At 71.3% G+C, this 25610-nt stretch carries 26 protein-coding genes, 1 tRNA gene and 1 pseudogene; 2 read left to right on the top strand and 26 right to left on the bottom strand.

Annotated features, from left to right (window positions below; genetic code table 11):
* Positions 1-119: 119 nt before the first annotated feature.
* From SXIM_RS20505 to SXIM_RS20415, 19 genes are all read right to left on the bottom strand, one after another.
* The gene (locus SXIM_RS20505; protein WP_030733584.1) at positions 120-938 is read right to left on the bottom strand and encodes a F0F1 ATP synthase subunit delta; all 819 of its coding nucleotides are present in this window, start codon (positions 936-938) and stop codon (positions 120-122) included.
* The gene (locus tag SXIM_RS20500) at positions 935-1498 is read right to left on the bottom strand and encodes a F0F1 ATP synthase subunit B (RefSeq protein ID WP_030733583.1); all 564 of its coding nucleotides are present in this window, start codon (positions 1496-1498) and stop codon (positions 935-937) included. Before SXIM_RS20500 ends, SXIM_RS20505 begins: the two co-directional genes overlap by 4 nt.
* A gap of 40 nt (positions 1499-1538) precedes the next feature.
* Positions 1539-1775: an ATP synthase F0 subunit C gene (gene atpE, locus SXIM_RS20495; RefSeq protein WP_019435880.1), complete on the bottom strand. Its 237-nt coding sequence runs from the start codon at positions 1773-1775 to the stop codon at positions 1539-1541.
* Between the two features lie 83 nt (positions 1776-1858).
* Positions 1859-2665: a F0F1 ATP synthase subunit A gene (gene atpB / locus SXIM_RS20490; RefSeq protein ID WP_030733581.1), complete on the bottom strand. Its 807-nt coding sequence runs from the start codon at positions 2663-2665 to the stop codon at positions 1859-1861.
* Between the two features lie 276 nt (positions 2666-2941).
* Positions 2942-3367, bottom strand: coding sequence for a Cg1360 family ATP-synthase-associated protein (locus SXIM_RS20485; RefSeq protein ID WP_030733580.1), 426 nt, complete (start codon positions 3365-3367; stop codon positions 2942-2944).
* Between the two features lie 202 nt (positions 3368-3569).
* Complete coding sequence (locus SXIM_RS20480; RefSeq protein ID WP_107047027.1) at positions 3570-4934, bottom strand: MraY family glycosyltransferase; 1365 nt, start codon at positions 4932-4934, stop codon at positions 3570-3572.
* A 69-nt stretch (positions 4935-5003) separates the two neighbouring features.
* Complete coding sequence (locus tag SXIM_RS20475; RefSeq protein ID WP_030733577.1) at positions 5004-5669, bottom strand: arsenate reductase/protein-tyrosine-phosphatase family protein; 666 nt, start codon at positions 5667-5669, stop codon at positions 5004-5006.
* Positions 5666-6313, bottom strand: a complete 648-nt coding sequence (locus SXIM_RS20470; RefSeq protein WP_030733576.1) for an L-threonylcarbamoyladenylate synthase — start codon at positions 6311-6313, stop codon at positions 5666-5668. The genes SXIM_RS20475 and SXIM_RS20470 overlap by 4 nt, the downstream gene beginning before the upstream one ends.
* Positions 6314-6332: 19 nt before the next feature.
* Positions 6333-7226, bottom strand: coding sequence for a peptide chain release factor N(5)-glutamine methyltransferase (gene prmC, locus SXIM_RS20465; protein ID WP_046725812.1), 894 nt, complete (start codon positions 7224-7226; stop codon positions 6333-6335).
* A gap of 16 nt (positions 7227-7242) precedes the next feature.
* Positions 7243-8313, bottom strand: coding sequence for a peptide chain release factor 1 (gene prfA, locus SXIM_RS20460; protein WP_030733574.1), 1071 nt, complete (start codon positions 8311-8313; stop codon positions 7243-7245).
* Positions 8314-8431: 118 nt separating this feature from the next.
* Complete coding sequence (gene rpmE, locus SXIM_RS20455) at positions 8432-8656, bottom strand: 50S ribosomal protein L31 (protein WP_030733572.1); 225 nt, start codon at positions 8654-8656, stop codon at positions 8432-8434.
* 121 nt (positions 8657-8777) lie between these two features.
* Positions 8778-9899, bottom strand: coding sequence for an LCP family protein (locus SXIM_RS20450; RefSeq protein ID WP_046724834.1), 1122 nt, complete (start codon positions 9897-9899; stop codon positions 8778-8780).
* An 82-nt stretch (positions 9900-9981) separates the two neighbouring features.
* The gene (gene rho / locus SXIM_RS20445) at positions 9982-11979 is read right to left on the bottom strand and encodes a transcription termination factor Rho (protein ID WP_030733570.1); all 1998 of its coding nucleotides are present in this window, start codon (positions 11977-11979) and stop codon (positions 9982-9984) included.
* A 408-nt stretch (positions 11980-12387) separates the two neighbouring features.
* Positions 12388-13323 carry a homoserine kinase gene (gene thrB / locus SXIM_RS20440; protein WP_030733568.1) on the bottom strand — a complete coding sequence of 312 codons (936 nt, stop codon included), beginning with the start codon at positions 13321-13323 and terminating at the stop codon, positions 12388-12390.
* Between the two features lie 205 nt (positions 13324-13528).
* Complete coding sequence (thrC, locus tag SXIM_RS20435; RefSeq protein ID WP_030733567.1) at positions 13529-14602, bottom strand: threonine synthase; 1074 nt, start codon at positions 14600-14602, stop codon at positions 13529-13531.
* 43 nt (positions 14603-14645) lie between these two features.
* Positions 14646-15938 (bottom strand): homoserine dehydrogenase, encoded by a 1293-nt coding sequence (locus SXIM_RS20430; RefSeq protein ID WP_030733566.1) that lies wholly within the window; start codon positions 15936-15938, stop codon positions 14646-14648.
* Between the two features lie 95 nt (positions 15939-16033).
* On the bottom strand, positions 16034-17428 hold the full coding sequence (gene lysA / locus SXIM_RS20425) for a diaminopimelate decarboxylase (RefSeq protein ID WP_030733565.1): 1395 nt from the start codon (positions 17426-17428) through the stop codon (positions 16034-16036).
* 24 nt (positions 17429-17452) lie between these two features.
* Positions 17453-18217: an ArgS family protein gene (locus SXIM_RS20420; RefSeq protein ID WP_046724833.1), complete on the bottom strand. Its 765-nt coding sequence runs from the start codon at positions 18215-18217 to the stop codon at positions 17453-17455.
* Positions 18214-18621 (bottom strand): response regulator, encoded by a 408-nt coding sequence (locus SXIM_RS20415; protein WP_043177789.1) that lies wholly within the window; start codon positions 18619-18621, stop codon positions 18214-18216. The genes SXIM_RS20420 and SXIM_RS20415 overlap by 4 nt, the downstream gene beginning before the upstream one ends.
* Positions 18622-18747: 126 nt before the next feature.
* On the opposite strand from SXIM_RS20415, the gene SXIM_RS20410 reads away from it, so the two are divergent.
* A tRNA-Arg gene (locus SXIM_RS20410) sits at positions 18748-18819 on the top strand.
* A 240-nt stretch (positions 18820-19059) separates the two neighbouring features.
* Here SXIM_RS20410 and SXIM_RS20405 read toward each other — a convergent pair.
* The 7 genes and pseudogenes from SXIM_RS20405 to SXIM_RS20370 form a co-directional block, all read right to left on the bottom strand.
* Positions 19060-20444 (bottom strand): annotated as a pseudogene (locus SXIM_RS20405) (tyrosine-type recombinase/integrase).
* Positions 20441-20656 (bottom strand): helix-turn-helix transcriptional regulator, encoded by a 216-nt coding sequence (locus tag SXIM_RS20400; RefSeq protein ID WP_046724832.1) that lies wholly within the window; start codon positions 20654-20656, stop codon positions 20441-20443. Before SXIM_RS20400 ends, SXIM_RS20405 begins: the two are co-directional and overlap by 4 nt.
* Positions 20646-22016: a replication initiator gene (locus SXIM_RS20395; RefSeq protein ID WP_046724831.1), complete on the bottom strand. Its 1371-nt coding sequence runs from the start codon at positions 22014-22016 to the stop codon at positions 20646-20648. The genes SXIM_RS20400 and SXIM_RS20395 overlap by 11 nt, the downstream gene beginning before the upstream one ends.
* Positions 22017-22373: 357 nt before the next feature.
* The gene (locus SXIM_RS20385; RefSeq protein WP_046724830.1) at positions 22374-22664 is read right to left on the bottom strand and encodes a hypothetical protein; all 291 of its coding nucleotides are present in this window, start codon (positions 22662-22664) and stop codon (positions 22374-22376) included.
* A gap of 60 nt (positions 22665-22724) precedes the next feature.
* A complete protein-coding gene (locus SXIM_RS20380; protein ID WP_046724829.1) occupies positions 22725-22919 on the bottom strand; it encodes a hypothetical protein in 195 nt (64 codons plus the stop codon).
* A 14-nt stretch (positions 22920-22933) separates the two neighbouring features.
* Positions 22934-24259: an FtsK/SpoIIIE domain-containing protein gene (locus SXIM_RS20375; protein ID WP_246156912.1), complete on the bottom strand. Its 1326-nt coding sequence runs from the start codon at positions 24257-24259 to the stop codon at positions 22934-22936.
* Positions 24256-24600, bottom strand: coding sequence for an SCO3933 family regulatory protein (locus SXIM_RS20370; RefSeq protein ID WP_046724827.1), 345 nt, complete (start codon positions 24598-24600; stop codon positions 24256-24258). The genes SXIM_RS20375 and SXIM_RS20370 overlap by 4 nt, the downstream gene beginning before the upstream one ends.
* 179 nt (positions 24601-24779) lie before the next feature.
* Here SXIM_RS20370 and SXIM_RS20365 point away from each other — a divergent pair, with 179 nt between their 5' ends.
* Positions 24780-25520 carry a GntR family transcriptional regulator gene (locus SXIM_RS20365; protein ID WP_046724826.1) on the top strand — a complete coding sequence of 247 codons (741 nt, stop codon included), beginning with the start codon at positions 24780-24782 and terminating at the stop codon, positions 25518-25520.
* Positions 25521-25610 lie beyond the last annotated feature (90 nt).

Below are 25610 nucleotides of genomic sequence, written 5' to 3'. Positions count from 1 at the left end.
CTGGGTTCCCTGCTCTCCTTGTTGGGCCCGTAAGTTCGTGCGCTACGGCCCAACTCGGGCCGCTCGTCATGCTTCTTGAGTTGGTGGTGTGCCACGGGCGCGGGGCGCCCGCGGCGGAGTCAGCCGCCCAGCCGCCGGGTGACCTCGTCCAGACGGTCGGCGACGGTGCCCTGGATGGCCTCGTCCCCGATCCGGATCGAGATCCCGCCGAGGACCGCCGGGTCGACGTCGAGGTTCAGCTGGACCTCGCGTCCGTAGAGCTTCGCCAGCGCCCGGCCGAGCCGGTCCCGCTGGGCGTCGCTCAGCGGCACCGCCGAGGTGACGACCGCGACCGAACGGTTGCGGCGGGCGGCGGCGAGCGTGTACAGCGCCTCCAGCCCCTGGTCCAGGCTACGTCCCCGCGGATGTTCCACGAGGCGGATGATCAGCCGCTCGGTGACCTGGTCGGCCCGGCCGCCCAGCAGCCGGCGCACCAGCTCCTTCTTGGCCGTGAGGGACCGCTCGTCCTTCGTGCCGATCGCGGCGCGCAGCTCCGGGGAGCCGGACAGGATCCGGCTGAACCGGAAGAGCTCGTCCTCGACCGTGTCCAGGGTGCCCGCCCGGTCGGCCGCGATGAGGTCGGCGGAGTCCGCCAGCTCCTCGACCGCGTCCACCAGGTCCCGGGAGGCGGACCAGCGGGACCGCACCAGGCCGGACACCAGGTCGACGGTGGGCCCGCCGACCTGACCGCTCAGCAGGCGGGTCACCAGGTCGGCCTTGCCCTCGCCCGGCTGGGCCGGGTCGGTGAGGACACGGCGCAGGGAGACCTCGCGGTTCAGCAGCACGGTGACGGCGGCCAGGTCTTCGGCCAGGGCGGCGGGATCGGTGGCCGTACTGTCGGTCAGTACGTTCAGCCGCTCCCGGCCGCCCTCCAGGGCCTCCCGGCTGGCGCCGATCACCGCGCGGCTCCGGCGGCGTCACCGGAGGGAGCCGCGGCGGCCTTGCCCTCCAGCTCCTCCAGGAAGCGGTCGATGGTACGGCTCTGCCGGGCGTTGTCCTCCAGCGCCTCGCCGACCAGCCGGCCGGCCAGCTCGGTCGCGAGCCGTCCGACGTCCTGGCGCAGCAGTTCGGAGGCCTGCTTGCGGTCCGCCGCGATCTGGGCGTGACCCGCGGCGATGATCTCCTCGCGCTGGCGCTGGCCCTCCTCGCGCATCTCGGCGATGAGCGCGGCGCCCTGCTCCTTGGCCTCCTGGCGCAGCCGGGCGGCGTCGTGACGCGCCTCGGCCAGCTGCTCCTTGTAGCTCTCCAGCGTCTGGCGGGCCTCGGCCTGGGTGGCCTCGGCCTTCTCCATGCCGCCTTCAATCGCCTCGCGACGCTCGTCCAGCACCTTGTTGATGGAGGGGAGGAGCTTCTTGTAGAAGGCGAAGAAGATGATGCCGAAGCAGAACAGTCCGATGAAGACCTCGGGCCACACCGGCAGCAAGGGGCTCTGGGGCCCCTCGGCAGCCATGTTGATCATGATTGTGGACCTCTCGTCGGTAAGGGCTTCGATGGGACGCTCAGCTGAGGGCGAACGCCAGCACGAAGCCCATCAGCGCCAGCGCCTCGATGACGGCGAAGCCCAGCAGCATGTTCTGCCGGATGAGGCCGGCGGCCTCGGGCTGGCGGGCGATCGCCTGGACACCGTTACCGAAGACGATACCGACGCCGACACCGGGGCCGATCGCCGCGATACCGAAGCCGATGGTGTTGATGTTGCCGTTGACGGCGGCGAGGGTGTCGAAAGCTGCGGACATGTCCGTTGGTTCCTTCTCTGTGGTGGGCCGGCGGAGGTGTGTCCACCGGTGTCATGCGGTCGGTCGTGAGGGTCTGTGTGCTCTCAGTGCGCTTCTTCGAGCGCCTGGGAGAGGTAGGTGGCGGTCAGCACGACGAACACGTAGGCCTGCAGGGCCTGGATGAACATCTCGAAGACCGTGAGGACCAGCGCCAGGGCGAACGACGTGATCGAGTAGAACGTGCCGACGACGGTGCCCAGCGTGTACCAGGTGCCGATGATGAACAGCAGCAGCAGCAGGTGGCCCGCGAACATGTTCGCGAAGAGCCGGACCGCCATCGTGAAGGGCCGCAGAAAGACGTTGGAGATGAACTCAATGGGCGTGAGGATCACGTAGATCCCCTTGGGCAGCCCACTGGGCACACACAGATTGCGCAGGCCGCCGACGAAACCGTTCGTCTTGAAGGTCACCGTCATGTAGGTGACCCACACCACGACGGCGAGACCGGCGGGGAACGCGATGGCCGAGGTCACCGGGAACTGCGCGAGCGGCACGACCGCCCACAGGTTCATGACCCAGACGAAGAAGAACAGCGAGACCAGCAGCGGAACGTACGGCTCGCCCTTCTTGCCCATGATCTCGCGGGCGACGCCCTTGCGGACGAAGTCGTAGCCCGCCTCCGCCACCATCTGCAGCTTGCCGGGCACGACCTTCGGCCGGGCGAAGGCCGCCCAGAAGAAGGAGAGGATCGCCACGGTGCCGAGCAGCGCGAGCAGCATGGCCTTGTTGAAATCGATCGGCCCGACGCTGAAGAGCGGATCGAAGATGAACGACCACACGGACGGAGCGGGGAAGCCGCATTCCTGGAAAAGGTGACAGTCGGTCTCGAAGGCGAGCACCTGGTCATTCATCACCGTGAGCTCCTTCGGCGTGACGCATGGATACGGCAACCTCGGTGTGTCGGCGTGACCGCAGGCCACAGGACGGCACTGGACTGGTGGGGACGGGAGAGAGACCGGTCCGGCGGGGTCCGCGCGGTCCGGCGGGATTCAGGGCGAAGTGCTCGGCTGTCCCGCACAGCCGGTACACCGCGATCCACTCAGCTCTCGGCGAGGGACGATAGCAGTCCACGATGACAGCCCGTATGCCGCCCCCGGTTTGACCGGACTGCCGTACGGCACCGGAGATCACATCGGACCGCCGGATGACGACGAGGAGGATTCCGGTACCACGTAAAGGATCTTGAGATTCATGTGCGCGCGCACCTGCCCGGCCAGCCACACGGCCGTTCCGACCAGCACTCCCGCCGCGAAGGCCCGCCCGTGCAGGAAGGCCGCGTCCCGGAGCAGTATGAGCACCACGAACAGCACGCCCATCTGCGAGGTGTATATCACCATGGCGGCGCCGAAGAACAACTCGGGCCAGCGGTGGTTGACATAGCCCAGGGCCAGCAGCCCCAGAGCGAAGAAGGCGGCGGCGATGAAGACCCCCAGGGCGACGCTGTACGCGCCCTCCGCCCCGGAGAGAAAGGCTCCTGTCGCGGTGGCCAGCACTCCGGCCACGGCAGTGGGAACCGCGGCGCCTCGGAGTATCCGGGCGTCGTTGGACTGCATGGAAATGTTCTCCGGCGGGGGCTTCAGGGACTGTCGTCATTGACGAGTGAGCGAACGACCCGTCCCGGACACGGAGTGCTCGGGCCGAGTACTCGTGAACGCTATCACAAACTTTTTGATGAGGTCTTTACTCATTTCGTGTGTAGGGCCTCACACAAGTGGGTGAATCGGGCGCCCGTCACTTGACCACGTCTGTGTTGGGTCAAAACCTGGTATCGATCTTGCGGCGCAGCGCGAAACGCTGCCGCTCGCCCACCGCGGTGGCCCCGTTGAGACCGTGCTCACGGGTCGCCGTGGCCACCGCGGAGCCCTCGCCGGCCGGTTCCGTGCCCGGCGCCTGGGGACCCCCCACCGCGGCACCGGCGTCGCCCTCGCCACCCCGGGGGGCCGGTGAGAGGGCACCCGCCGGCTCCGGACGCCGCCACCGCGCGGGCGGCTTGAGCGGGAACCGGGGCAGCAGCAGCACGATCAGCCCGAGCGCGCTCAGCCCCACCACACCCGGCACGATCCACGCGCCGACCCCCTGCACCGAGAACCCCACCACACCGAAGGCGATCAGGCCCGACCAGAAGTACATGACCAGCACCGCGCGGCGGTGCGAGTGGCCGATCTCCAGCAGCCGGTGGTGCAGATGCCCCCGGTCGGCGGCGAACGGCGAATGCCCGTTCCAGGTGCGGCGCACGATCGCCAGCACCAGGTCCGCGAACGGCACCGCGATGATCGTCAGCGGCAGCAGCAGCGGAATGTAGACCGGAACCATCTCGTGGACCGCGCCGCGCACCGAGCCGGTGAACAGCTTCATCGCGTCCGGGTCCACCTGGCCGGTGATGGAGACCGCGCCGGCCGCCAGGATCAGCCCCAGCAGCATCGACCCGGAGTCGCCCATGAAGATCCGCGCCGGATGGAGATTGTGCGGCAGGAAGCCCAGGCACATGCCCATCAGCACCGCCGCGAACAGCGTGGCGGGCGCCGCCGCCTCGATCGCGTAGCCGTACCAGACCCGGTAGGCGTACAGGAAGAACGCCGCCGCCGCGATGCACACCATGCCCGCCGCGAGACCGTCCAGGCCGTCCACGAAGTTCACCGCGTTGATGGTCACCACCACCAGCGCCACGGTCAGCAGCGTGCCCTGCAACGGGGTCAGCGCCACCACCCCGACGCCCGGCACCGGCAGCCACAGGATCGTCAGCCCCTGCAGGACCATCACGCCGGCCGCGACCATCTGCACGCCCAGCTTGACCAGGGCGTCCACGCCCCACTTGTCGTCCAGCACCCCCAGCAGCCAGATCAGCGCCGCCGCGGACAGCAACGCCCGCGGCTCGTCCGACAGCCGGAACACCTCGGAGGTGTTGGAGAGCTGGGAGGCCACCAGCAGCCCCGCGCACAGCCCGCCGAACATCGCGATGCCGCCGAGCCGCGGCGTCGGCTCCCGGTGCACGTCACGGGCGCGCACCTCGGGCATCGCCCCCGCCGCGATGGCGAACTTCCGTACCGGTCCGGTCAGCAGATACGTGACCGCAGCCGCGACACAGAGCGTCAGGAGATATTCACGCACAGGCTGCCCCAGAAGTCTCGCCGGTCCTCAGCGCCATACCTTCTCATGCCCGCTGACCTCCTCAGGCGCTCAGGGCACCCCCTACGGAGCCGGGACCCCGGTCAGCGCGGTGACCACCGGATCCAGCGCGGCCCGGATCTCCTCGCCGATGCTACGGAAGTACGGGATCGGGGCGCCATAAGGATCCTGCACCTCGTCCGCCTCCGCCGTCGGCGCCAGCAGCCAGCCGCGCAGCGCCGCCGCCGCGCTGGACAGCGCGCGCGCACGGTGCACCAGCGCCTCCGGCGAACCCCCGGCGGGCAGCGTGCTGACGTCGATCGCCCGCACCAGCCGGGTGAACTCCTTGAGCGTGAAGGTCCGCAGGCCCGCCGAGTGCCCCATGGCGATCACCTGCTGCCGGTGATCACGGGTGGCGGTCAGCACCAGATCGGCGTGGATGACGTGTTCGTCCAGCAGCTCACGGCCGAAGAACCCCGCGGCGTCCGCCCCGTACTCGGACAGCACCTGCGCGGCGTGCTCCTCCATCGGGGCACCCTCGTGCCCCCACGTGCCCGCGCTCTCCACCACCAAGGCGTCGCCGAACCCGCCCAGGCGCTGGTCGAGCGCCTGCCGGGTGAGGCGTTCGGTGATCGGTGAGCGGCACACATTCCCCGTACTGACATGCAGTATCCGGAAGACCGGGCGGACCCCGCCGGCCGGCTCGGTCGGCTCCGGCTGCCGTATGCCACTGTCCGCAAGCGCGGTCAATGGGAGATCTCCAGGTCGGGCACGACTTTGCGCAGTTCCTCCTCGCTCACCGCACCGGCGCGCAGCAGCCGGGGAACCGGCCGGGTGACATCGATGATCGACGAGGGCACGATGTCGGGCGTCGGGCCGCCGTCCAGGTAGACCGCGACCGAGTCGCCCAGCATCTCCTGGGCGGCGTCGCAGTTCTGGGGCGCGGGGTGGCCGGTGAGATTGGCGGAGGAGACCGCCATCGGGCCGAAGTCCTTGAGCAGTTCGAGGGCGACCGGGTGCAGCGGCATCCGCACCGCCACGGTCCCGCGGGTCTCCCCCAGGTCCCAGGTGAGGGACGGCTGGTGGCGGGCCACGATGGTCAGCGCGCCCGGCCAGAAGGCGTCCACCAGCTCCCACGCCTGCTCGGAGAAGTCCGTGACCAGGCCGTGCAGCGTGTTCGGGGAGCCGACCAGCACCGGGGAGGGCACCCCGCGGCCACGGCCCTTGGCCTCCAGCAGATCGCCCACCGCGGTGGTGCTGAACGCGTCCGCGCCGATGCCGTACACCGTGTCCGTCGGCAGGACGACGAGATCGCCGCGCCGTACGGCGGACGCCGCCTCGCGCAGCCCGTGCTTGCGGTCGACCACGTCCGTGCAGTCGTATCGCCGTGCCATCAGTGAACGTCCTCCTCGGTCATCGATTGACCCTGCGGGCGGTGGCGAACCGCGGCCTGTTGTTGAGATCGGGATGGTCGGCGGCGTCCGCCCAGCCGCGGTCCTCGGTGAAGATCCACGGCACCTGACCGCCCTGGCTGTCGGCGTGCTCGATGACCACGATGCCGCCCGGCCGCAGCAGCCGGTGCGCGGTGCGCTCCAGGCCCCTGATGGTGTCCAGGCCGTCCTCGCCGGAGAACAGCGCCAGCTGCGGGTCGTGGTCGCGCGCCTCGGGCGCCACGTGCTCCCACTCGGTGAGCGGGATGTAGGGAGGGTTGGAGATCACCAGATCGACCTGCCCGCCGAGCTGCGGCAGGGCGCTCAGGGCGTCCCCCTGGTGCAGGACGACCCGGGACCCCTCGGCGTTGCGCCGCGCGTACTGCAGGGCCCGTTCGTCCAGCTCCACGCCGTGCACCCGGGAGCGCGGCACCTCCTGCGCCAGCGCCAGCGCGATCGCGCCGGAACCGGTGCACAGATCGACGATCAGCGGCTCGGCGACATCCATGGCCCGTACCGCGTCTATCGCCCAGCCCACCACCGACTCGGTCTCCGGACGCGGCACGAACACCCCGGGCCCCACCTGGAGTTCCAGGTACCGGAAGAACGCCCGCCCGGTGATGTGCTGGAGCGGCTCGCGCGCCTCGCGGCGGGCGATCGCCTCCCAGTAGCGGGCGTCGAACTCGGCGTCCGCGACCAGGTGCAGCCGGGGACGCTCGGTGCCGTGCACGTACGCCGCCAGTTCCTCGGCGTCGAAGCGTGGTGAGGGCACCCCGGCGTCCGCCAGCCGCTGGGTGGCGCGGGCCACCTCGGCGAGCAGCAGGGAACGGGGGTACGAGGAAGGCCCGGTGGCGGATGACCCGGATGATGACGTCACGATCCCCACCCTACGATCACTGCGCCGCCGCGAGCTTGGCGGCGGAGTCGGCATCGACGCAGGCCTGGATGACGGCGTCGAGCTCGCCGTCCAGGACCTGGTCGAGGTTGTACGCCTTGAAGCCCACGCGGTGGTCGGAGATGCGGTTCTCGGGGAAGTTGTAGGTGCGTACCCGCTCGGAACGGTCCACGGTGCGCACCTGGCTGCGCCGGGCGTCCGAGGCCTCCTTGTCGGCCTCCTCCTGGGCGGCGGCCAGCAGCCTGGCGCGCAGGATGCGCAGCGCCTGGTCCTTGTTCTGCAGCTGGCTCTTCTCGTTCTGGCAGGAGACGACGATGCCGGTGGGCAGGTGCGTGATGCGCACCGCGGAGTCCGTGGTGTTGACGGACTGCCCGCCGGGCCCCGAGGAGCGGTAGACGTCGATCCGCAGCTCGTTGGGGTTGATCTCCACCTCGACGTCCTCGGCCTCGGGCAGCACCAGCACCCCGGCCGCCGAGGTGTGGATGCGGCCCTGGGACTCGGTGGCGGGCACCCGCTGCACGCGGTGCACCCCGCCCTCGTACTTCAGGCGGGCCCACACGCCGGTGCCGGGCTCGGCGTTGCCCTTGGTCTTGACGGCGACCGAGACGTCCTTGTAGCCGCCGAGGTCGGACTCGTTGGCGTCGATCAGCTCGGTCTTCCAGCCCAGGCGCTCGGCGTAGCGCAGATACATGCGCAGCAGATCGCCGGCGAACAGGGCCGACTCGTCGCCGCCCTCACCCGCCTTGATCTCCAGGATGACGTCCTTGTCGTCGCTGGGGTCGCGGGGCACCAGCAGCAGCCGCAGCCGTTCGGTGACGGCCTCGCGGGCAGCGGTCAGCTCCTTGACCTCGGCGGCGAACTCGGGATCCTCCTGGGCGAGTTCCCGGGCGGTCTCGATGTCCTCGCCGTACTGCTTCCAGGAGTGGTACGCGGCGATGATCGGCGTCAGCTCGGCGTACCGCTTGCTCAGCTTGCGCGCGGTGGCCTGATCGGCGTGCACCGCGGGGTCGGCGAGCCGCCGTTCGAGGTCGGCGTGCTCGCCGATCAGTTCCTCGACCGCCTCGAACATCGTGTACTCCTGGGAGAAGGATGGGACCGGGGGACAGCGGGTGGAGCGGGGACATGAAAGGCGCCGGTCCGGCCGCCTCCGCGAGGGGGTGTGACCGGGCCCGGCGCCAGGGGTGGGGCTACTTCTTCGCGGCCCCGGCGTTCTTGCCGAAGCGCGCCTCGAAGCGGGCCACACGGCCACCGGTGTCGAGGATCTTCTGCTTGCCGGTGTAGAACGGGTGGCACTCGGAGCAGACGTCGGCACGGATGTTGCCCTCGGTCATGGTGCTGCGGGTGGTGAAAGACGCCCCACAGGTACAGCTGACCTGGGTCTCGACGTACTCCGGGTGAATGTCGCGCTTCATGGTCTCTCCTTGCGTTCTGGAGGGCGCCGGGTCGGCACACCCGATGCGTGCCGTGAACCGGAGCCAGCGGTTCAGTCTGCCAGCACTGTCCGCTCCGTCCAAAACGAGGGTGCCCAGACCGTTATTCCCCGCCCTCAGGCGTCCCCGGGGTGACCTCCGCGCCGGGCTGCTGCCGGTCGGCCGCGGAGCCCTCGCGGGCCGCCTCCGGCACCGGCTCGTCCCGCCTGAGCGCCTCCCACAGCCGCTCGCCCTGCGGTGACAGGGGCACCACCCGGTTGGGATCGTGCTCGTCGTGGGCGATCGGCAGCGTGATCATGTCCAGCTGGTCGGGCCCGATGTTCTTGAGGGTACGGGCCAGGCCGGTCAGCTCGGAGACGGAGGCCAGGGCGGAGTCGGTGGTGAGGGAGGAGGTCGCGGCGTCGGCCAGGTCGTACAGCTTCTTCGGGTTGCCGAACAGGCCGATGCTGCCCACCTGTTCGGCCAGGGCGCGGACGAAGGTGTGCTGGAGCCGGATGCGTCCCAGGTCGCTGCCGTCGCCGATGGCGTGCCGGGTGCGGACCAGGGCCAGGGCCTGCGCCCCGTCCAGGGTGTGGGTGCCGGCGGCGAGGTCGAGACGGCTGTCGGGGTCGCGCAGATCCTCGCGGGTGGTGATCTCGACGCCACCCAGGGTGTCGATGATCTTCTCGAAGCCCTTGAAGTCGATCTCGATGTAGTGGTCCATCCTGATGCCGGTCAGCGACTCGGTGGTCTTGACGGCGCAGGCGGGCCCGCCGATCTCGTACGCCTCGTTGTACATGGTGCGCGGGGCCTCGGGGGCGGTGGTGCCGTCGGCCCGGTCGCAGGCGGGGCGGGTGACCAGGGTGTCCCGGGGGATGGACACCACGGTGGCGGCGTCGTGCTCCTCGTTGATGTGCACGATCATCGCGGTGTCGGCGCGGGCACCGTCCTCGGAGCCGTAGACGCCGTTCCCGCCCGCCCGGGAGTCCGAGCCCAGGACGAGGATGTCCAGGGAGCCGTGCGGGGCGTCCTCGGGCCGGTCCCCGCCCAGTGCGGAGTCGATGTCGAGGCCCGCGATGTTGCCGTCGAACTTCACGTACAGGGCGACCCCCGCCGCGGCGGTCAAGGTGAGCGCCGCGGCGGTGGTGAGGGCGGCGACGCGCAGCCTGCGGCGCGCGCGGCGCGTACGTGCGGTCAGGGCCGACGCGCCGGGCGGCAGAGCGTCATCCGCGGAGTCATCCGCCATTGCCCCAGTTTCACCCGATACGGCGAGGGCCGCATCACCACAATGGGTGATGCGGCCCTTACACGGGGGATCCGGATCCGGGTCAGTCCTGACCGTTGGGGGTCGGGGTCGTCTTCTGGATCTGGAGCAGGAACTCTGCGTTGGACTTGGTCTGCTTCATCTTGTCCAGCAGCAGTTCCACGCCGGACTGGGAGTCCAGGGCGTGCAGCACCCGGCGCAGCTTCCACACGATGGCCAGCTCGTCGCTGCCCATCAGCAGGTCCTCCTTGCGGGTGCCGGACGCGTCCACGTCCACCGCCGGGAAGATCCGCTTGTCGGAGAGCCTGCGGTCCAGCTTGAGCTCCATGTTGCCGGTGCCCTTGAACTCCTCGAAGATCACCTCGTCCATCCGCGAGCCGGTCTCGACCAGCGCGGTGGCCAGGATGGTCAGCGAGCCGCCGTCCTCGATGTTGCGGGCCGCGCCGAAGAACTTCTTCGGCGGGTACAGCGCCGCGGAGTCGACACCACCGGACAGGATGCGGCCGGAGGCGGGCGCCGCCTGGTTGTAGGCACGGCCCAGACGGGTGATGTTGTCGAGCAGCACCACCACGTCGTGCCCCAGCTCCACCAGCCGCTTGGCGCGCTCGATGGCGAGCTCGGCGAGGGTGGTGTGGTCCTCGGCGGGACGGTCGAAGGTCGAGGAGATGACCTCGCCCTTGACGGCCCGCTGCATGTCGGTGACCTCTTCGGGGCGCTCGTCGACGAGCACGACCATCAGATGGCACTCGGGGTTGTTGCGGGTGATGGCGTTGGCCACCGCCTGCATGATCGTGGTCTTGCCGGTGCGCGGCGGGGCCACGATCAGACCGCGCTGACCCTTGCCGATGGGCGAGATCAGATCGATGATCCGGGTGATCAGCTGGTTGGGCTCGGTCTCAAGGCGCAGCCTGTCCTGCGGGTAGAGCGGGGTCAGCTTGTTGAACTCGGCGCGGGCGCGGCCGTGTTCGGCGGCCATGCCGTTGACGGAGTCCAGCCGCACCAGCGCGTTGAACTTCTCGCGCCGCTCGCCGTCCCGGGGCTGGCGGACGGCGCCGGTGACGTGGTCGCCCTTGCGCAGGCCGTTCTTGCGGACCTGGGCGAGGGAGACGTACACGTCGTTGGGCCCGGGCAGGTAGCCGGAGGTGCGCACGAAGGCGTAGTTGTCGAGGATGTCGAGGATGCCCGCGACGGGGATCAGCACATCGTCGTCGGCGACCTGCGGCTCGTTGAAGCCGGATTCCTCGCGCCCGCCGCGCCGGCCGCGCCGGTCACGGTAGCGGCCGCGGCGTCCGCGCCGCCCGTCGCCGAACTCGTCGTCGCCGCCACCGCGGTTGTCACGGTCACGGTCGCGGTCACGCCCGCCGTCGCCACGGCCACCGCCGTCACGGTCACGATCCCGGTCGCGGTCCCGGTTGCCCCGGCCGCCGCCCTGACCCTGGCTCTGGCCCTGCTGGTTCTGGTTCTGACCCTGCTGGCCCTGGCCGCCGCTGTTCTTGCCGCGGCGCTCGCGCTCCCGCTTGGCGGGGCGCTCACCGCCGGAGCTGTCGTCCTTGCCCGCGGTGTCGGCGTCCTTGGCGGGGGCGGTACGCCCGCTCTTGCCGCCGCCGTTGCCGCTGTCCGCGGTGGCGGCGGAGCCCTCGGCCTGGCCGGGGATGTCGATCTGCTGCTGCCGCTGCGCCTCGGCGGCCTCACCCGTACGCGCCCGCGAGGTGGTGCGGCGCTTGGGCTTGTCCGTGCCGTTCGTGTCGTCCGGGTCGGACGCGGCGGCCTTCTTGGCCTCCGCCGCGGGGGCGGAGGCGGGGGCGCCCGAGGGGGCGGCCTGCTTCTCCTTGATGACCTCGATCAGCTGGCTCTTGCGCATCCGCGCGGTGCCCCTGATCCCGAGGCCCGAGGCAACCTGCTGCAACTCGGCCAGCACCATGCCGTCGAGGCCGGTGCCGGAACGCCGGCGCCGGGGCGCGGCGGAGGCGGCGGGAGCGTCCGTGGCGGAGGCTGTGGCATCACCGGCGGTCTTGCCGGCGCTGTCGGCACTCACACCCATCAGATCGGTGGTGTCGCTCACGAAGGGTCCTTCCCTGGAGCGGACGTCGGCCTGTCTGGCTCGGCGACCGGTTGTGCTGTCCGGCTGCGGTCCCCTTGGCGCGGGCCGGCCGGGCGGTGGTTCCGCCGATGCGACATGGCGGAAGGAATCAATGCAACGTGCGATGCGGGGGAATCACGGAGAAGCACGGGGAATCGCCGCGAAACGACGCCGCACCCATTCCGGAGCGGACTCGACATGCCCGGCAGGCTGCTCAGGCAGATGAGTGAAGGCTCCCGGAAGAATCGGATGGTCCCGTGGACGGGACCCCGGAATACCGTGCCCCTGGAGAAATCCATCGGGACGGTACGTGCAGACTTGAGATTAACACTACCGGATACTGCCTTCATTCCCCCACTCCTGCTACGGAAATCCCGTGCCCGGCGTCCCTCACCGCTCGGGCCCGGCGGATCCGGCGAGCGGCAGCACACTGGCCCCCGACAGATCCAGGGCCAGCCGGTTCGCCGTCCAGCCCGCACCGGCCAGCCGCGCCGTCTTGTCCGCCGCCTCGTCCCCCACCAGGGCGAGTACGGTCGGCCCGGCGCCCGAGATCACCGCGGGTACGCCGTCGGCGCGCAACCGCTGCACCAACTCCATGCTCTCGCTCATGGCCGGCGCCCGGTACTCCTGGTGCAGCCGGTCCTCGGTGGCGGGCAGCAGCAGCTCGGGGCGCCGGGTCAGCGCCTCGACCAGCAGCGCGGCGCGCCCCGCGTTGAGCGCGGCGTCCGCGTGCGGCACCGTGCGCGGCAGCAGACCGCGCGCGGTGGCCGTCAGCAGCGGCTTCGACGGCACGAACACCACCGGCACCAGGTCCTTCGCCGGCTCCATGCGGATCGCCCGCACCGCGCCGGTGTCGCCCCAGGCCAGGGTGAAACCGCCCAGCAGGCAGGCGGCGACGTTGTCCGGGTGGCCCTCGATCTCGGTGGCCAGTTCCAGCAGCGCGGCGTCGTCCAGCCGGCTCTCACCGCCGGAGGTCACCGCCCGCGCCGCCATCAGACCGGCGCAGATCGCGGCCGAGGACGAGCCCAGGCCCCGGCCGTGCGGGATGCGGTTGGCGCACACCACCTCCAGGCCGCGCGGCTGGCCGCCGAGCGCCTCGAACGCGGTGCGCAGGGAGCGGACCAGCAGATGCCGCTCGTCGCGGGGCAGTGTGTCGGCGCCCTCCCCGGCGATGTCGATGTGCAGCCCGGATTCCGCCACCCGGACGACCACGTCGTCGTACAGCCCCAGGGCCAGCCCGAGGGCGTCGAATCCGGGGCCGAGATTGGCGCTGGTCGCCGGGACCCTGACCCGGACGGCGGCGGCGCGGAAGGCGGGATGGGCCATCGCTCGATGACTCTCCTTGGTGAGATGTGCGGTACGCCCCGGAGGCCGACCTGTCTCGCGATCGCGCTGCACGGGGTTGAATACCAGCCTATCGAAGGAAGGTTCAGACGCGATACAGGGAGGAGGGGTGTCGCCCCCCGGGATGTACGGTGCGTGACGGCAACGGGCCGAAGCCGGGCGGAACCCGGCCCCGGCCCGCGCGGCATCAGGCCAGCCCGAGCCGTTCGGCGGCGGCGTCCGCGTCCACCGGCACCGTGACCGGCTGCGGCGCGCCGGCCACCGCCCAGTCCGGGTCCTTCAGGCCGTTGCCGGTGACGGTGCACACGATGCGCTGCCCCGGGTCGACCTTGCCCTGGTCGGCGGCCTTGAGCAGTCCGGCGACCGAGGCGGCCGAGGCCGGCTCGACGAACACGCCCTCACCGGCCGCCAACAGCCGGTAGGCCGACAGGATCTGACGGTCGGTCACCTCGTCGATGAGGCCGCCGGACTCGTCCCTGGCCCGCTCGGCGAACGCCCAGGAGGCCGGGTTGCCGATGCGGATCGCGGTGGCGATGGTGGTCGGGTTCCGTACCGGCGCGCCGCGCACGATCGGCGCCGAGCCGGAGGCCTGGAAACCCCACATCCGCGGGGTGCGGGAGGCGGGCCCGTCCGCCGCGTACTCCTGATAGCCCTTCCAGTACGCGGTGATGTTGCCGGCGTTGCCGACCGGCAGGACGTGGATGTCGGGGGCGTCGCCCAGCATGTCGACGATCTCGAAGGCAGCGGTCTTCTGCCCCTCGATACGCACCGGGTTCACCGAATTGACCAGCGCCACCGGGTACTTCTCGGACAGCCCGCGGGCCAGTTCCAGGCAGTCGTCGAAGTTGCCCTCGACCTGGAGGATCTTCGCCCCGTGGACGAGGGCCTGGCCCATCTTGCCCAGCGCGATCTTGCCCTGCGGGACCAGCACCGCGCTCACCATGCCCGCCCGGACCGCGTAGGCGGCCGCCGAGGCGGAGGTGTTGCCCGTGGAGGCACAGATGACGGCCTGCGCGCCGTCCTCCTTGGCCTTGGAGATGGCCATCGTCATCCCGCGGTCCTTGAACGAACCGGTCGGGTTGGCGCCCTCGACCTTCAGATGCACCTCGCAGCCCGTGCGCTCGGACAGCACCTGCGCGGGTACGAGCGGCGTGCCGCCCTCGCGCAGCGTCACCACGGGCGTCGCCGCGGTGACCGGCAGCCGGTCGCGGTACTCCTCGATGACCCCACGCCACTGACGGCTGGTGCTGGTCGCGTCCAAGATGCTCACGGTCGTGTCCTGTTCACTTGCGGAAAAGAGGCGGCTACTCGCCCTCGACGCGCATGATGCTGGCCACATCATGCACGGTGTCCAGTTCGCGCAGGGCCGCGACGGTGGCGGTCAGCGCGGCGTCCGGGGCCCGGTGGGTGACGACGACCAGCGAGGCCTCGCCGTCCTTGCCGGACTGCCGGACGGTGTCGATGGAGACGCCGTGGTCGGCGAAGACCAGGGCGCACTGGGCCAGTACGCCCGGTTTGTCGGCCACGTCCAGGCTGATGTGGTAGCGGGTGACGACGTCGCCCATCGGGCTCACCGGCAGCTGGGTGTACGCGGACTCGCCCGGCCCGCGCCCGCCGCCCAGCTTGTTGCGGCACACCGCGACCAGGTCGCCGAGCACGGCGGACGCGGTGGGGGCGCCGCCGGCGCCGGGGCCGTAGAACATCAGCTGCCCGGCCGAGTCGGCCTCGACGAAGACGGCGTTGTAGGCGCCCTTGACGGAGGCCAGCGGGTGGCTGAGCGGGATCATCGCCGGATGCACGCGGGCGGTGACCGAACGGCCGTCCCCGGCGCGCTCGCAGATGGCCAGCAGCTTGACGGTGCAGCCCATCCGGCGGGCCGAGGCGATGTCGGCGGCGGTGACCTCGGTGATGCCCTGCCGGTGCACGTCGTCCAGCCGCACCCGGGTGTGGAAGGCGATCCCGGCGAGGATGGCGGCCTTGGCGGCGGCGTCGAAGCCCTCCACGTCGGCGGTGGGGTCGGCCTCGGCGTACCCGAGGGCGGTGGCCTCGTCCAGAGCCTCGCCGTAGCCGGCGCCCGAGGACTCCATCCGGTCGAGGATGAAGTTGGTCGTGCCGTTGACGATGCCGAGCACGCGGTTGACGGTGTCCCCGGCCAGCGACTCGCGCAGCGGGCGCAGCAGCGGGATGGCCCCGGCGACGGCGGCCTCGTAGTAGAGGTCGGCGCCGTGCTCGGCGGCTATGGCGTGCAGGGCCGGGCCGTCCTGGGCGAGCAGCGCCTTGTTGGCGGTGACGACCCCGGCGCCGTTCTTGAACGCGGCCTCGATGAGACCGCGGGCGGGCTCGATGCCGCCGATCATCTCGACGACCACGTCGACGTCGTCCCGGGTGACCAGGCCCTCGGCATCCGTGGTGACCAGCGCCGGGTCGATGCCGGCCCGCACCCGGTCGGGGCGGCGCACGGCCACCCCGGCGAGTTCGAGCGGGGCGCCGATACGGGCGGCGAGATCCTCGGCGTGCGTCGTCATCAGGCGAGCCACCTGGGAGCCGACCACGCCGCAGCCCAGCAGTGCCACCTTCAGCGGACGCGTACGCACCATTCGACCTCGCCTTTCCATGTGTCTTACGGCCCTCAGTCTTATGCAGGCGGGGGCCGGCCCCCGCCTGCGTTCAGTATGCGGACTCGGCGGTGGACTCAGCCAACGTCGAGCCGCAGCAGATCTTCCTCGGTCTCCCGCCGGACGATCACCCGGTCCTCACCGTCGGTGACGGCGACGACGGGCGGGCGGGTCACGTGGTTGTAGTTGCTCGCCATCGAGCGGCAGTACGCGCCGGTGGCGGCGACGGCGATCAGATCGCCCGGCGCCAGGTCGGCGGGGAGGTACGCGTCGCGCACCACGATGTCGCCGCTCTCACAGTGCTTGCCGACGACGCGGCTCAGCATGGGCAGCGCGTCCGAGGCCCGGGAGACCAGCGCCACCGAGTACTCGGCGTCGTACAGCGCGGTGCGGATGTTGTCGGACATCCCGCCGTCGACGCTGACGTACGTCCGCAACCCCTCCAGCGGCTTGACGGTGCCGACCTCGTAGAGGGTGAACGCGGAGGGCCCGATGATCGCGCGCCCCGGCTCGACGGACAGCCGGGGGGCGTCCAGGCCGGCCGCCGCGCACTCGCGCTCGACGATGTCGCGCAGCGTCCTGGCGATGTCGAACGGCTCCAGCGGGTCGTCGGTGGAGGTGTACGCGATGCCGAGCCCGCCGCCGAGGTCGATCTCGGGCAGATTCACCCCGAACTCGTCACGGACGGTGGCCAGCAGTTGCACGACGCGGCGCGCGGAGACCTCGAACCCGGCGAGGTCGAAGATCTGCGAGCCGATGTGCGAGTGCACGCCCAGCAGTTCCAGGCTCTGGGGCTCGGCCAGGACGCGGCGCACGCCGTCCAGGGCGGCGCCGCCGGCCAGCGCGAGGCCGAACTTCTGGTCCTCGTGGGCGGTGGCGATGAACTCGTGGGTGTGCGCCTCGACCCCGACGGTCACCCGCACGAGCACCGGCTGCCGTACGCCGTGCTCACGGGCGATCCGCGCGACGCGGTCGATCTCGTCGTAGGAGTCGACGACGATGCGCCCCACGCGGGCCTCGACGGCCCGGCGGATCTCGTGCTCGGACTTGTTGTTGCCGTGGAAGGCGATGGACGCCGCGGGCATACCGGCCGCCAGGGCGGTGGCCAGTTCGCCGCCCGAGCAGACGTCGAGGTTGAGCCCTTCCTCGCGCAGCCAGCGCACGACGGCGCGCGAGAGGAACGCCTTGCCGGCGTAGAACACGTCGGCGCCGTCGCCGAACGCCTGCCGCCAGGCACGGCAACGCGCCCGGAAATCGCCCTCGTCCAGGATGTAGGCGGGCGTTCCGTGGGTGCGGGCGAGCCGGTCGACGCCGATGCCGGCGACGGTGACCACGCCGTCCTCGCCGCGCCGCACGGAGTGGGCCCAGACCTTGGGGTCCAGGGCGTTGAGATCGGTGGGCGGGGCGCTGTAGTGACCCTCGGGCAGCACATCGGCGTGACGGGGCCCGGCGGGGTGGGCGGAACGGCTCATGGAAGACCTCTGGTGGTGCGAGAGCTACAGATGACGGGGGGCACTGACACCCAGCCGGGACAGACCGCCGGCGAGCACCGTCGCGGTGGCCTGGGCGAGGGCCAGCCGCGCGCGGTGGGCGGTCCCGGGTTTCTCGTCCCCGACGGGCAGGGTGGCCCGTACGGACTCCGCCTCCAGCCAGGCACCGGCTATGGCGACCAGCCGCTGCGGGCTGTTCCCGGCGGCGGCCCACTCCCCGAGGGCGTCGAGCAGGGTGCGCTCGGCGGGGTGCGCGGCGGGGGCGGGCTCGGCGCTCAGACCGAACCGCGCGGAGTGCCGCAGCAGGTGCCGGCACCTGGCGTGCGCGTACCGGACCCGGAACAGCGGGTTCTCCACCCGCTGCACGAGCAGCGCGGCCCGGTCGCCGCCGGTGGCCTCGCTCCAGCGCGCGATGTCGCGCCGGGTGTCCTCGGGTACGGAATCGGGCACCGGGTCGGCGGTCAGCGCGCGCAGCAGGGCGGTGTCGCCGTCCCCGTGCAGCCGGACGGTGAGAAACCCGTCGCGTACCGACGCGCCGGTGATCCCGTCCTGCGCCAGCAGGGCGTCCCGCAACAGCGCGGCGACCTCGGCGGCGGGCCGCCCGGCGGGGCGGGCGAGCTGATGGGCGACAGCGGTGGACCATCCCGGCTCCCCGTGCGGGGCGCGCCGGACCACCACCCGCGCGGGAACGCCGGCACCGGGCAGCTGGCCGCTCTCGACGGCCTGGCGCACACAGCGCAGCACGACGCGGGACAGCTGGTCGGGGGTCACCTGGTCAGGGTACGAGAGGAGGCGGGCGCCTGCTGCCCCCGCCCCTGGTCGCGCAGCCGCCGCACCTCGCGAACCAGCGCGGTCGGCTCGAAGGGCTTGCCCAGCACGGCGTCCACCTCGGCGGGCGGGTCCTGATCGGTGCTGGCGCTGACGAGCACCAGCGGGATGTGCCCGGTGCGCGGGTCGGTCCGCAGCCGCGAGACGGTGCGCAGCCCGTCCAGCCGGGGCATGGCCACATCGAGGGTGATGACGTGCGGCCGGAAACGGTGCACGGTCTCCAGGCACTCGGCGCCGTCGGACGCGGTCATGACCTCGAAGCCGTCGAGTTCGAGGTTGACCCTGATGAGCTGCCGGATGACCTGGCTGTCGTCGACGACGAGGACCCGGCCGGTAGCGCCTGGCACCCCGCCAGGGTAAGCGCGTACCCCGCTCCCCGTCCGGCCCTTTCGCAAACTCCCACCCCGTGGAACCCGGTACGGAGGTCCGCCGGGGAGCTGGTAATGTTCTCGATGTCGCCAAGGCGACGCCAAGCCCCCGTAGCTCAGCGGATAGAGCATCGGCCTCCGGAGCCGTGTGCGCAGGTTCGAGTCCTGCCGGGGGCACCTTGCATGAGGTGCCCAAAGACCCCGCCACCAGCGAGTTCGCTGGAGTCGGGGTCTTCGCGTATGTGCAGGCGGATGCCGCCGAAAGCAGTCGTTTGCCAGTGATCACGTAATGACGACGTAATGATCTTGGGCGTCGTTCGCGCAGGTGGGGGGTGTTTTCGGTTGCCCGCGCGGACACGGCGAAGGCCCCGGAGCGCGACACCGCCCCAGGGCCTCCGAGTGAGGCGTGTACGCCTGTCACGGCGTGCCGTCGTCCTCCCCCAGCCCTTGCATGATCCGGTCGTTCATCTCCGCTTCCTGGCCGTCGATGCACTTGGCGTAGATCTTGAGGAGCACATCCACCGAGTGCCCGGCCCGAGCTGCCACCTCCGGTGCGGGGACGCCGGAGTTGAGCCACTGGGAGACGCCAGCGTGCCGGAGGTCGTAGGGCCGGGCCGCCATGACTGACGTGACCTGATGCGGCAGGAGAGCCAGTTCCCGCGCTTGCTTCCACACGCGGGAGTACGAGGACGCGGCGATGACGTTGCCCCGCTCGCTGGAGAACAGCCGGCCGTCTTCCGCCGTGCCGAACTCCTTGACGTGGTCGAGGAGCAGGCGGACGAGCGGGGGCGGGATGGGGACCGTCCGTACTTCGCCCGCTTCGCGTTGCTTGAGGCCCCGACGGTCGTGCGCCTCCCCGGAGTCCGTCCACGCCTTACCAGCCGTGGGCCGCGTCTCGGTCAGCTCGATACGGCCCCATCCCTTCTCCGGGAGCGTGCAGTCCGACCGGCGCAGGCCTAGCACTTCACCGGGCCGCATGGCCGAGTAGTACAGGCATCCGAAGAACGCCCTCAGTCGTCGACCGCTCGCCCGGTCGTAGCCGCCAACGTAAGTGAGTGCGGTCAGCAGCTCCCGTGCCTGCCGGGGGTTGACCACCACCCGCCGGTCGACTTCCTGCACGGCCCGTTTCCCCCGCCTCCTGCGCACCTGGGAGAGCGGGTTGGCGTTCAGGGCGCCCAGTTCGACCGCGTACTGCAACACGTTGAAGACCACCGCCCGGCGACGCCGGTAGGTCTGCGTCGCGGCCGACTTGCCGTCGAGGCGACGAGTCAGGGCGTCCACCAAGTCCTGTGCACGGCTCCCCTCCGACAGTTCCGCCACAGGAAGGGACGCCTTGGACAGCCACGTCAGTGCGGCGGCGATCTCCTTGGGGCGCTCCCTCTCCCGGCGAGGAGGAGGCAGCAGGTACGACCGCGCCGCGCGGCGCAGGACCGTGGGCGTCGGCCGTCCGCGCACAGCCCTGACGGGAACCGCCAGGACGGTGGAGAGCGCGCGGTCATGCTGTCGCGTTGCTTCGCCGACGCCTCCGCCCACCGGGCATCCAGGTACTTCACCGCCAGCTCTACGAAGCTGAGCGCGACCTTGCCGCCCCGGAGAGAGTCGGGCAGTCCGGTCACGGTGTCGAAGGCTTCGCCCTTGTCGGCGGCGCGCAGGAGCTTGGCGCGGAAGCGGTCGGCGAGAGCCTTGGTCCTGTGCGACTCGTGGAAGGGCCCGCCATCGACCGACCAGCGCACGAGGTGGGTCGGCTTCTTGGCGGACCGGTTGACGCTCAGCTTCCAGATGACGACCTTGTACGACTTCACCGGACACCACCGCCCGTGCCCTCCGCGCGCTCCTCCACCCACGCGTCGAGCGCGTCACGCCGGACCCGGAGTTCACCGTTCGGGAGCCGGATGCAGGCGGGGGCGAGGTGGAGTTCACGCCAGCGGTAGAAAGTGCGGCGGGAGACGCCGCCCAGTTCCTCCAGCACTTGGCGCACGGTGAGCAGCTCGACACCGGTCCGGTCACGCGCCACGGGGAACACCGTCCTCCCTTACCGAGGCCGCGAGGAGGGCGGCTTCCGGGGAGTAGCCGCGTCCGGCGTACCGCCGCTGGCCGACGTAGGCCACGGGATGGCCCTCCAGGCCCAAGGCGGCGCGCTGCTCCTGGGCGCGGTGCTCGGCGCGGGCGCGGCGGAGTTCGCCGAGGGTGGTCGAGTAGCGGCGGGACTTGGTGGAGAAGTGGCCGCCGTAGCCGAGCATGTGCGCCCAGCGGCGTAGGCCGAGGCCCGCGAAGGCGGGGAGGCCGCCGAGCCACCAGCACGTACCGATCATGCGCAGCACGTGCGCCCGCACCGGCAGAAGGACCATTTCCCGGGCGGACCGGATACGCCCGTCGACCGCGCCGGCCGTCTCGGCGCCCTTGGTGGTGTACTTGGCGATGTACCCAGCCACCGCGCCCGGCGCAGGCCGCTCCCCCGCAGGTGAGGCGACGACCGGACGTACGTCGACCTGAGCGCCGAAGCGCAGCACACGCGTCCCGACGACCGCCGAGCCAGGCGCCTGGAAACGGACCCGGGCGACGGCCGCAGGGACGGCATCGGCGAGCAGAGCGGCGCTCGCCCAAGAGGGCGGTGGCGAGTCCGGCCCGTCCGGGCCGTCGAGGCGGACCACAGCATGGAAGTGGACCAGGCCGCGCCGCTGGTACTCGGCGACCTTCGTATACGAGAGCCGGGCAACGTCCGCCAGCTCGGCACGGGACAGCCCGGCCCGGCGGGCGATCTCCCGCCGCAGCTCGATTCCGAAGCGGTGCCAGAGCAGACCGGCGCAGGACTGCCAGAGCACGGCCCCGGCGTAGTTGTAACAGCGGGGGCAGAGGGGTTCGCCGAGGCGGGGGTCATCCGGCGCGTGCCGCTCGGAGCAGCCGAGGGGCACGCCGTGCGGGCAGTTCTTCGCATCCCGGCGGGGACGGCACGGGCGCACGCGGCCCGACTGCTCCCGGCGGGTGTGGACCGGCCCGAAGCCGGGAGCGGTGAGGGTGGCGAACACTCGGGGGTGCTCGCTCACCGAATCCGGTACCGCCTTGCCGCCGACGAGGCCGGCGCGTACGAGTTGGTAAGTGTCCGCCTGGTACACGCGAGAGCAGGCGGGGCAGACCGAGGCACGGCGGTTGCCGCAGGCGGTCAGCAGACGTCTGCCGTTCGGGTCGGAGCCGTCGACATCGGTCAGGGCTTCCCCCGTCGCCGTATCGACCAGGACGGCGGAGCCGACGAGGTGGACCGGGTTGGTGCAGCCGCCGAGGCGGATGACGGTACGGCGCCAGTCGGGAATGTCGGGCCGGGCCGCACGGTCCAGCAGCGCGGCCACGGCGGGCGCGAGCGGCGGCGGCGCGTTCATCGGCGCCCTCCGTTCCCGGGGCCGAAGGCGTACCCCATGACGGCGGCGATGGTCTCCGGTCGGGTCTTTGCGCTGAACCGGTGCGTCGGGTCCGTCAGCCAGACCGCTGCGGCGTGGCCGGGGCAGAGACGGCGTTCGGTGTTGTCGAGGGCGACCAGGACGACCTGTTCGTGGCCGGCGCAGGTGGCCGGGTGGTCGTCGGGCGCCCCGAGGTCGCAGTCCGACGCGTGGGATTTGCGCGGACGGTGGACACAGTATGAGTGCTCCTTTCACAGCTCATGTGGCGGAGGGAGTGGGCTCCTGGCGGGGTCGGGTTTGGCGACTTCGCGCCCCGTCGGGAGCCCGCGGAACGGGCGGTCACTTCTGGTCCTCGGGCGGAACGCCGACGACCAGGTACGAGATGGGGCCGAACTCACGGCGGGCGTCGAAGTAGCCCACGCCGAGGTCGGCGACTGGGATGCCGAGCGCGGAGGCAGCGGATTCCACCCCGGCCCGGCGGGCGTCGGAGTCGTCCGCGTCGACCAGGACGGCGAAGGACGGGCGGCGCGGTACGAGGACGGTCGGATTGGCGGTCAGGAAGTCGGTCAGCTCCCGCAGGCCGGCCAGGAAGGCGGCACGGTCACCGGAGCGGATGGTGTAGTCGGACACGGACGGATGCCTTTCGTTCGGGTCGTTCGTCGGGGCACGCCGCGGCGCGGTGTGGAGGGCTCAGAAACGCATCTGTCCGAGCAGGCCGTTCACCTCGGAGAGCAGGAGCGAGACCAGCGGCGCGGCGACGGTGCGGGAGAGCAGGAAGCCGAAGGCGCCGCAGAGCAGCACATCCAGCCAGCGCAGGTAGCGGATGCGCAGGAGGAACCAGATCGCGAGGCCGAGCAGCAGCACGGCCGAGGCGGTGACCAGCACGGTGACGCTCCTTGTCAGGCCAGGGCGGCGGACAGTTCCGGCAGTGCGGGGGTCAGATGCGCGTGGGCGGTGGCAACGGCTTCGGCATCCGCCTCGGTGACCAGGTGGGACCGACCGCGCTCCCAGCCGTCGCCGGAGGCGAGCACGGCGGTGCCGGCCTGTTCGGGGGTGATGGCTTGAGCGGCCTTGAGGGCGTGCGAATTGAGGTCACCGAGGGTCATTCCCGCAGTGCCGGGGTCGGCGACGCGGTGGCAGACCCGGCCGGCGAATTGGGCTCGGAGCGCGGTGACGCCGGGCCCCAGGTCGGAGCCGACGCGCTGCCCGGCGACGACGAGGAAGACGCCGAGGGCCGCGCCGAGCTGGGCGAGCCGGATCAGGGCGGTGCCGGCCGCATGGGCTTCGTCCTTCTCGTGGCGTCCGGCGACGAGGAAGAGTTCCGCGATCTCGTCCACGATGACGACGACCGGGACCGGCCGTTCCTTCTCTGCGAGGCCCCATATGTTGCGGACCCCGGCGGTGCGGCAGACCGTCATGCGGGCAAGGGTGAGGTCTACCAGCGCGGACAGCAGCCGTTCCGCCTGTGCCCGGTCGATCGCGAGGGCGGAGAGGCGGGCGCTGTAGAGGGACAGTTCCATGCCGCCCTTGCAGTCGATGCCGACGAGGGCGACCGGTTGCGGGGCGAGTCCGGCGACGAGGGCGTGGATCAGCGTGGACTTGCCGGAGCGCGTAGCGCCGACGATCAGCCAGTGCGGAATGCGGCGCAGGTCGATGACCCAGGGCGCCCCGGTTCCCAGCGTCCCGACGACGACCCGCAGCAGCCGCACCGGCCCCCGGGTACGGGGCACCCGAGGTGCGGCGAGCGGATCGGCGTACAGGGCGGCGATCCGTACGACGCCGGGCCGTAGGGAGGTGACGCGGACCGCGTGGACCTGCCAGTCCTCCGCCATAGCGGAGGCCGCCTTCACGAAGTCGTCGGGAAGTTGCCCCGGCAGCAGCCGTGCCACGAGTTCGAAGCCGGCCCCCGTGGGCCGGATGAAACCGTGCCGGGGGACGCGCGGTTGGGGCGGCGAAGCGCCGTTCCCGACGAGCCCGGACACCACGGTCAGCGCCGGGCGACGGCTCACGGCGAGTCCGCACCCGGCCATCAGCGCCCGCCAGGTGCGGGCGACGTGAAAGGCGGACGCCGGGTAACCGAGTAACAGCCACCAGGCCGCCGGGGACCTCCGGCGCAGCGCCGGGCCTACGATCAGCAGGCCCGACGCGACGAGGGCGGCGACCACGAGGACCCGCCCTGGCCAGGTAGCCCCGGCCGACGGGTCGGAGGACGCCAGGATCGTCACTGTCCGGCCCCCTTGGCGGCGGAAGCCGCGTGGAGGGGACGGATCTCGGCGGCGCGGTAGGCAATGCCGTGCCGTCCCTCGTTCTCCCAGGGAACGGCGACCAGGTCCCGCACGGTGACGGGGGTTCCGACCTGCACGCCGGACGGCTCACCGGGGACGCTCACGTTCACCACGTCCGCCGAGGTGCCGGCCATCAGGCACAGACCCACCTGGTACAGCGTCTTGCCGGTGTCGCGGTCGACCCGCACCTGCCCGGACTCACGGTTCACGAGCCGCGGAGTCGGGGGCACGGCGCAGATGATCCCCGTGTACTTCGCGGTGTCGATCGGAAGGGTTGCCACAGTTCTGGACTCCTCACATCTGGATGACGAGCAACCGCAGGACGGCCCTACGGACTGCTAGACCACCCGTAGTACGGGCTGTCAACCGGGTTGGGGATGGGAGAAGCTATCCACGTTCGTGGATAGAGCGTTCACGACGACGAGCAGGCCGCAGAGGCCGAGGCCACGGAGGACAGGGCATGCCGCCGAAGAACACGCAGCCGAAGTACCGGCAGATTGCCGACTACCTGCGCGAAGGCATCCTTGACGGCACCTTCCCCGCCGGCCAGCCGCTCCCGTCGGAGGAGGCGTTGGCCAAGCAGTTCGGCGTGACACGCCCCACAGTCCGTCAGGGACTCACCGAGCTACGGGCGTCCGGCCTGGTCGAGGCCATCATGGGCCGGGGCACGTTCGCCCGCTCCCCCTACAACCGCCCCAGCTTCACCTACCCGCGAGGCGTTCGCCGCTCGCCCGACGGTCAGTACACCGAGGCCGACGGCATCCGCTGGACCGACGCCGAGAAGCCGACGGCAACCCGCACTGACGCCCCACTCGCGCTCGCCGACCTGCTGCGCATCCCGCCGGGGGAGCCACTGTTCACGTACGACGCTTTGCAGACCGCGGACCAGGGCTACCTACGCCAACTGCACCGCACCTACGTGCCGTTCTCGGTACTCCTCGGCACCAAGTACGAGGAGACGCCCCCGCCGCCGGCTCCGCAGCTCTACAACGCCCTGGCCGAGCTGGGCCACGAGCTGCACTTCACGGAGTACGTCCGCACCCGCATGCCCCTGCCGGACCAGGCCCAGGCGCTCCGGCTTGCCGACGGGGTACCCCTGCTGCATGTTCTGCGGGTGACGCTCACGACCGCCGGCAAGCCGCTTACACTGGAGGAGTTGCACCTTCCGGGGCATGACTTGGAGCTCGCGTTCGGCCTATAGCGAGGACTCTTGAAACGCCGCGCGGTTCAGACTTTCTCTACTTCATCAAGGCGGCTCGCTCCGCTCACCGCGCGCGGCCCAGCCCCCGGC

The sequence above is a fragment of the Streptomyces xiamenensis genome, from assembly GCF_000993785.3.
In the GTDB taxonomy this organism is placed as follows: Bacteria; Actinomycetota; Actinomycetes; order Streptomycetales; family Streptomycetaceae; genus Streptomyces; species Streptomyces xiamenensis.
The sequence above is the reverse complement of the archived record's forward strand: the minus strand, read 5'-3'. Positions and strand labels throughout refer to the sequence as shown.

What these genes read in the sequence shown, in the direction of transcription:
- SXIM_RS20500 (WP_030733583.1), bottom strand. Translation starts at nt 1,498, where the DNA reads ATGATCAACATGGCTGCCGAGGGGCCCCAGAGCCCCTTGCTGCCGGTG.
- atpE (WP_019435880.1), bottom strand. Translation starts at nt 1,775, where the DNA reads ATGTCCGCAGCTTTCGACACCCTCGCCGCCGTCAACGGCAACATCAAC.
- atpB (WP_030733581.1), bottom strand. Translation starts at nt 2,665, where the DNA reads ATGAATGACCAGGTGCTCGCCTTCGAGACCGACTGTCACCTTTTCCAG.
- SXIM_RS20485 (WP_030733580.1), bottom strand. Translation starts at nt 3,367, where the DNA reads ATGCAGTCCAACGACGCCCGGATACTCCGAGGCGCCGCGGTTCCCACT.
- SXIM_RS20470 (WP_030733576.1), bottom strand. Translation starts at nt 6,313, where the DNA reads ATGGCACGGCGATACGACTGCACGGACGTGGTCGACCGCAAGCACGGG.
- prfA (WP_030733574.1), bottom strand. Translation starts at nt 8,313, where the DNA reads ATGTTCGAGGCGGTCGAGGAACTGATCGGCGAGCACGCCGACCTCGAA.
- rpmE (WP_030733572.1), bottom strand. Translation starts at nt 8,656, where the DNA reads ATGAAGCGCGACATTCACCCGGAGTACGTCGAGACCCAGGTCAGCTGT.
- SXIM_RS20450 (WP_046724834.1), bottom strand. Translation starts at nt 9,899, where the DNA reads ATGGCGGATGACTCCGCGGATGACGCTCTGCCGCCCGGCGCGTCGGCC.
- thrB (WP_030733568.1), bottom strand. Translation starts at nt 13,323, where the DNA reads ATGGCCCATCCCGCCTTCCGCGCCGCCGCCGTCCGGGTCAGGGTCCCG.
- SXIM_RS20430 (WP_030733566.1), bottom strand. Translation starts at nt 15,938, where the DNA reads ATGGTGCGTACGCGTCCGCTGAAGGTGGCACTGCTGGGCTGCGGCGTG.
- lysA (WP_030733565.1), bottom strand. Translation starts at nt 17,428, where the DNA reads ATGAGCCGTTCCGCCCACCCCGCCGGGCCCCGTCACGCCGATGTGCTG.
- SXIM_RS20395 (WP_046724831.1), bottom strand. Translation starts at nt 22,016, where the DNA reads ATGAACGCGCCGCCGCCGCTCGCGCCCGCCGTGGCCGCGCTGCTGGAC.
- SXIM_RS20365 (WP_046724826.1), top strand. Translation starts at nt 24,780, where the DNA reads ATGCCGCCGAAGAACACGCAGCCGAAGTACCGGCAGATTGCCGACTAC.